Genomic DNA, 5,425 nt, shown 5'->3' with positions numbered 1-5,425 from the left:
ACGGAAAACTGAGTATTTGTAATTAATATTTGGTGTCATATCCCTCTCCTACTGACATAAAAAAACCGCTTTAAGCGATGTGGGGGTTAGCTTGCTTTCTGGCCTCGCCAGTTCGATTTGGGCTTGGCTTCATCCTCGTTCTGAGCATATCGGGCCGCGGCCTCTTGCTGGTCGATTGGGAGAAAGTGACCATTGCGCCATCCCATGTAGAAAGTTCCGGGCTGTCCAGAGCGGTACTTCTCGACAATGATTTCTGCAATGCCTTTGAACTTACTGTGCTCGTCGTAGACTTCATCGCGGTAAGGGAAGATAACCACGTCGGCATCCTGCTCTATTGATCCAGATTCTCGTAAGTCTCCTAGGTTAGGCCGCTTATCAATTCGGCTTTCAAGCCCACGGTTAAGCTGTGATAGAAGGATTACTGGAACTTTGTTTCTCAGCGCAAACTGCTTTAATCGGCCTGTGATGTAGGCGATTGCCAAGTCATTGCGCTCTGCCTTAGGCTTCTTGATGAGTTGGAGGTAGTCGATAGCGAGGAAGCTAAGGCCATTGTCTTGATTCATACGCTCTGCATGAGCAATGATTTCATCAACGCTGAATGCACCATCGAGCACGTAGTTATCTTCGTCTTGCAGTTGAGATGAGGCTACAGTTAACCGGGTAAATTGCTCATCAATCATGTCGTTAGGATTACGGAGTGCGCCGACTGCTAAACCGCTTCTGTCTGCAACGTGCCTTTCGACAATCTGCATCTCAGACATTTCCATCGAGACAAATAACCCGCGCCCCTTGCTGCGGCCAATACTATTGGCGATCATGATTCCCAGCTCAGTTTTCCCCATCCCCGGACGACCCGCCAAGATGATTAAATCGGTACGGTCAAAGCCGCCGTATTTCTCATCCATCGGGAGGATTCCGGTTTTCAGGTACAGGCCAGATTCTTCGCCTTTGGTTCTCTGCTCAAGAACGTCCATGTAATCCTCCATCATGTCGCCGATGCGCCGGGGTAGCCGGTCATTGGTTTCAAATTGGATTGTGGAAAGCTCCCCAGAGACCTCTGTGAGCACATCGTTGATGTTATGAGTGTTGATACCAGATAGGGACTCTAACGCGCTGTTGAGCTTCTCCTTGGCCTGTCTAACCATCCAGCACTGGCGGACTTTCTTGGCCCAAACTTTGATATTCGATGCCGATGAACTACGCCGGGCGACTTCCAAAACTAAATCCGATGTTTCTGCCGGAACGCCATGTTTGACGGTGAAAATATCAATCGGCTCAACTTGGTCTAGCAGACGAACAATCGCCCGATACATCGCTCTCAGGTGATGGTTAGCGAATGCCTCGACTGGTAGCTTTCCGACAATATCGCGGGTATCGATGTGGTCACCCTTGACGATCATCGCCGCGACTAGCAGTTCTTCAAATTCCAAACTTTCCATGGTTAATCCTCGCTAGACAGAATCTCGTCGATTTTCTTTTGGGTCAGTGCTGTATCGATTCCGAACCGTTTCCCTTCAGAGTTTTTACCGCAAGCCCACTGGGTTGGCGTGTAACCGAACTCGATGTACCCGTTAATCATCGTGTCCACGTCTGCCGGCTCTTTCCCGGTTTGCTTGCAGTATTTCACATGCGACCGGTACAGGCGGTTTATTCCGTCCTCTGCGGTTTTAGTGATTACGTTCATGCGGGGTAGTCCGTACTGATCGGCTTTGCAGTTCCAAGTGTCGATAAAGCGTTGGTGATCGAATTGGACTGGCGATGATTTCTTGCGAGTAGATTTTGGTTTTTCATGTTTTGATTTCTGGTCAACCGAATCATTCCCCTCTGGGGATATAGGGGTAATATCTTTTATATTTTGAATAATATCTTTTGTGTGTTCCGTTTTGGTAACACCTTGAGTTACCGACTTGGTAACACTTTCTGTTACCGTTTTGGTAACAATGTTACCTATCTGGGAACAATCAGGAATTCTCCACTCAGATATGTTCTTATTTGGCCCAATCCGTGAACCATCTTTGATTAAAATATTCATGGAAATCAGTTCGTTTTTAGCAATGTTTGCTTTAGGTCTACTGATTCTGCAAATCTCGGCTAACTGACTATCTGCGATGCGGTCCATCTTCTTCTTAAAGCCATACGTTTTACGACATACAGCATGCGCCACCTTGGCCTGATTGCGAGTTAGGTTAGCCCCTATCAGTTCCTCATAAAGCGTCATTGCTAACATGATGAAACCATCATCAGTATCAGCCACTTTCCGCTCCGAATATTCGCTAATTGGCTCGTTTGGAACCAGTGATAAATGTCTAACGGCTACCATGTTTAACCCCTGCTTTAGCTAGTCGAAACTCTCCGATTAACCGTGCGGCAAATGCACGATTGTTAGCGGCTACATCAACCAGCCCTACGGGGCGATCAGGTTGGTAACGCTCCTCTTTTTGCTGGAAATTACTACGCTTTTTTGTCATAATTACCTCGTTGATTTGTCTCAAAAATCGATTAGCAACTACGCCTCGAGTGTTCCACCATTCGGGGCGTTTTCATTTGTGAGGAATATCCTCAGCCTCTGAGCTAAATCATTCATCTGCTCGTCATCAACTCCCCATTCAAGAGCAGCCAATAACATCGACATCTTCGGGATAAAGCTTGCCTTCCAGCGAGAGACTTGCGATTTATCAACTCCAACGGCCTTAGCCACATTACTAAGCCCCACTAGAGAGATTTTGTTTAAGATTTTGCTTTCAATTGCGCGAGCGCTATTGCGTGTAGTTGCATGTTCCATGCTTCATAATTCCTTGTGTGTTTAGTTGAGCGATCAGCTAATAGCTGAATGCCATAAATAGATTGGTGCTATTAGGTGGGGTTGCACTTTTCAGTGCTCGATTGAATGGTGTTACTAATATCTATTAAGCAGCTTTGTTTTTGTTTGGTGGAAAAACTTCATCAAGAGAACATTCACAACCAAGGCTTTTTAGTGCATCGATAATTAATCGGGCAACCTCTAAGCTGGGAGTTCGTTTCAGTCTTTCGTAGTTGGCAATCCTTGACTGACTCCACCCAAGTTTTTGAGCTAAAGCGTCTTGAGAGACTGCAATTGTTTTACGTTTTTCTGCAATCAGATTCATAGGTTCCTCCTTTAAAAATCATATTGCGATAATAGCATATTGTGATTACACATCAATAGCAATTCGTGAGTATTTAAAATCACACTGCGTGATAAAATAATTTTATGAAAACTATGCAAGAAGTTATTGGCGAACGCCTAAAATCATTGAGAGAGAAAGCTGACTTAAGTCAAGGTCAGCTCGCGAAGGTCTGCGGATGGGGATCTCAATCAAGAATTGGTAACTATGAGCTAGGCAATCGAAAAATAAGCGCCGAAGATGCACTGGTACTTGCTTCAGTATTAAAAACATCACCTTCATTCATTCTCTTTGGCGATGAGAGCGGGGCTGTATTCAAAAGCTATGAGTATCCATTGTTCACAACAGCTCAGGCTGGACAGTTTACCGATGTAGATGGATTTACTGAAAGTGACGCAAGAGCTTGGATAGCCTCAACCAAGAAAGCCTCAAAGAATTCATTTTGGCTTGAGGTTTCAGGTCACTCGATGACGGCACCTCAAGGAAGCAGACCAAGTTTCCCAGAGGGAATGCTGATACTGGTAGATCCAGAGGTTCCAGTTGAAAGCGGTGATTTCTGCGTAGCTGGAATTCACAACGACTCAGAAGTGACCTTTAAGAAGCTTGTGTGGGAGGACTGTACCGCATGGCTAGAGCCTTTGAACCCTAATCCGCGCTACCAAAGCATCGAGTGCAATGAAAACTGTAGGATTATTGGAAAGGTAATCAAGGCACAGTGGCCTGAAGATGTACTCAGCTAGGCGTAGCTGTAGAGGCTAAGATGCGGTTTTTGTAATAGGTAATATCATGGATTTGAGCTGGATACCTGAAGCAATAGATAGCCTCAACATATTGATGGATTCCACTTATCAAAAGAATCACTATGTATGGATTTTTTGGATGGGTGTCGTTCCCTTCGTTTTTCTCTCCTTGTTGGTATATTATGTAATCAAAACGATGCCAATCAGAGTTGATGAGATGCGTATCAACCGAGATTTAAAGAGAAGAATCAAGAATAGAAGGAGGGACAATGCTTGAGATCCTTTTTTTGGTAATCCCAATTTTATTCGTGAATTACTGCATAGGAAGAAGAATAAAATACCGTCAAAAGCTGAGTGATACCGCTGAAATAGTAGCCTCTTTTATCGAAGATAAAACCAATCCCCTTGATTCGTGTAACTCAATATACAGAGCATATCAGCTATCAAGATTCTGGGTATCGATGCCTATTTTCACCGTGATTTTCCCCTTTATTTTTACTTTTAAAATAATTCAGTTAAAGGCAAAAACCACTAAGGCAGTGGAGGCTCAAAAACCTTCGGGGTACAGCCATGCGTTCAACTCGATACTAGACTCTTACAAAATTAAGAATCCAATCACAACTATGATCTGCATTCTGATAACCTCGTTATTTGTCGGGATTGGAGCTATTTTCCTGAAGGTTTTCAATATAAAGCTCCCAAAGGATTTTGGTGGTAACCCATTCCACCTGATATCAAAATAGAAACCACTTCTCAAAATCATACCTAGATGCCGCTATATGCGGATTTTTTTGCCTGTGAAAAATAAAAAGCCTTATAAAACAATCACATTATGCTATAAATTAAAATTAATAGCAATTTGTGATTGACCATCAAATAGCAATCTGTGATTATTACCTCATCGACACAACACATCGACTGCGAAACAAAGTGTTCGCGTAGTACCCCATCATAACGATGGCTCAATCGAGCGCTGAAAAGTGCAAATAACCAAAGCGTGAGTTTTGGGGTGTGGTGAAGCTCAATACTGAGCAGCCGAGAAACTGACTGTGAAAATACTAGTCATGTAGCGGACCAGTTATCGAACACCACACCACCAAAATTCATTCAGGAGGTAATTATGATTCCGGCACAGAATTTAAAATCTACCGCTCGTACTCGCCGTGATGAGAAGCGTAAAGCCAAGCAAATGGCATTCGCAGCAGCTAATCCAACGATGGTTGGTCGCAGTTATCAGGACATTGGCGAGACAATTACACCAGTGCAAAGACCAGGCTATGAGCCAAAGCCGCTAATCCTAGTCGCAGCAGCAGCCAAGCGTCATGTCATTGACTATAAGAACGGACTGATTCGCGCAACGTATCTCTATATGCACGAATTTAACCGTAAGCCGATAGTTGAAGGGCCAACGTGCTTACAAGATGTCGGCTTGTTTTTCGCAGGTCACCGTAAATCAAATCAAGTAACAGCTCGCTAGTATCCAAGATATTTCTTTTTTAGTTCTTCACTAGATAAGAAATATTTCTTTACTGGCTCAATGTA

The 5,425-nt window shown here is 43.9% G+C and carries 8 protein-coding genes; 3 read left to right on the top strand and 5 right to left on the bottom strand.

Annotation, left to right across the window (positions count from 1 at the left end; translation table 11 throughout):
* Nucleotides 1-86: 86 nt before the first annotated feature.
* The 5 genes from MKR94_RS16105 to MKR94_RS16085 form a co-directional block, all read right to left on the bottom strand.
* Nucleotides 87-1,439: a replicative DNA helicase gene (locus MKR94_RS16105; RefSeq protein WP_241647835.1), complete on the bottom strand. Its 1,353-nt coding sequence runs from the start codon at nucleotides 1,437-1,439 to the stop codon at nucleotides 87-89.
* Between the two features lie 2 nt (nucleotides 1,440-1,441).
* On the bottom strand, nucleotides 1,442-2,254 hold the full coding sequence (locus tag MKR94_RS16100) for a replication protein (protein ID WP_422047542.1): 813 nt from the start codon (nucleotides 2,252-2,254) through the stop codon (nucleotides 1,442-1,444).
* A gap of 52 nt (nucleotides 2,255-2,306) precedes the next feature.
* Nucleotides 2,307-2,468 carry a hypothetical protein gene (locus tag MKR94_RS16095; RefSeq protein WP_241624498.1) on the bottom strand — a complete coding sequence of 54 codons (162 nt, stop codon included), beginning with the start codon at nucleotides 2,466-2,468 and terminating at the stop codon, nucleotides 2,307-2,309.
* A 38-nt stretch (nucleotides 2,469-2,506) separates the two neighbouring features.
* Nucleotides 2,507-2,782, bottom strand: coding sequence for a CII family transcriptional regulator (locus MKR94_RS16090; protein WP_241647833.1), 276 nt, complete (start codon nucleotides 2,780-2,782; stop codon nucleotides 2,507-2,509).
* Nucleotides 2,783-2,906: 124 nt separating this feature from the next.
* Entirely contained in the window at nucleotides 2,907-3,125 is a 219-nt protein-coding gene (locus MKR94_RS16085; RefSeq protein WP_241591419.1) for a helix-turn-helix transcriptional regulator, read from the bottom strand.
* A 104-nt stretch (nucleotides 3,126-3,229) separates the two neighbouring features.
* On the opposite strand from MKR94_RS16085, the gene MKR94_RS16080 reads away from it, so the two are divergent.
* The 3 genes from MKR94_RS16080 to MKR94_RS16070 all read left to right on the top strand — a co-directional run bounded on the left by MKR94_RS16080 (nucleotide 3,230) and on the right by MKR94_RS16070 (nucleotide 5,360).
* A complete protein-coding gene (locus tag MKR94_RS16080; protein ID WP_241647832.1) occupies nucleotides 3,230-3,883 on the top strand; it encodes a LexA family protein in 654 nt (217 codons plus the stop codon).
* A 269-nt stretch (nucleotides 3,884-4,152) separates the two neighbouring features.
* The gene (locus MKR94_RS16075; RefSeq protein WP_241647831.1) at nucleotides 4,153-4,626 is read left to right on the top strand and encodes a hypothetical protein; all 474 of its coding nucleotides are present in this window, start codon (nucleotides 4,153-4,155) and stop codon (nucleotides 4,624-4,626) included.
* A gap of 377 nt (nucleotides 4,627-5,003) precedes the next feature.
* A complete protein-coding gene (locus MKR94_RS16070) occupies nucleotides 5,004-5,360 on the top strand; it encodes a hypothetical protein (protein ID WP_241647830.1) in 357 nt (118 codons plus the stop codon).
* The last annotated feature ends 65 nt before the right edge of the window (nucleotides 5,361-5,425 follow it).

Source organism: Rosenbergiella metrosideri, from assembly GCF_022602565.1.
Classification (GTDB): domain Bacteria; phylum Pseudomonadota; class Gammaproteobacteria; order Enterobacterales; family Enterobacteriaceae; genus Rosenbergiella; species Rosenbergiella metrosideri.
The sequence above is the reverse complement of the archived record's forward strand: the minus strand, read 5'-3'. Positions and strand labels throughout refer to the sequence as shown.

What these genes read in the sequence shown, in the direction of transcription:
- MKR94_RS16105 (WP_241647835.1), bottom strand. Translation starts at nt 1,439, where the DNA reads ATGGAAAGTTTGGAATTTGAAGAACTGCTAGTCGCGGCGATGATCGTC.
- MKR94_RS16095 (WP_241624498.1), bottom strand. Translation starts at nt 2,468, where the DNA reads ATGACAAAAAAGCGTAGTAATTTCCAGCAAAAAGAGGAGCGTTACCAA.
- MKR94_RS16090 (WP_241647833.1), bottom strand. Translation starts at nt 2,782, where the DNA reads ATGGAACATGCAACTACACGCAATAGCGCTCGCGCAATTGAAAGCAAA.
- MKR94_RS16085 (WP_241591419.1), bottom strand. Translation starts at nt 3,125, where the DNA reads ATGAATCTGATTGCAGAAAAACGTAAAACAATTGCAGTCTCTCAAGAC.
- MKR94_RS16080 (WP_241647832.1), top strand. Translation starts at nt 3,230, where the DNA reads ATGAAAACTATGCAAGAAGTTATTGGCGAACGCCTAAAATCATTGAGA.
- MKR94_RS16075 (WP_241647831.1), top strand. Translation starts at nt 4,153, where the DNA reads ATGCTTGAGATCCTTTTTTTGGTAATCCCAATTTTATTCGTGAATTAC.
- MKR94_RS16070 (WP_241647830.1), top strand. Translation starts at nt 5,004, where the DNA reads ATGATTCCGGCACAGAATTTAAAATCTACCGCTCGTACTCGCCGTGAT.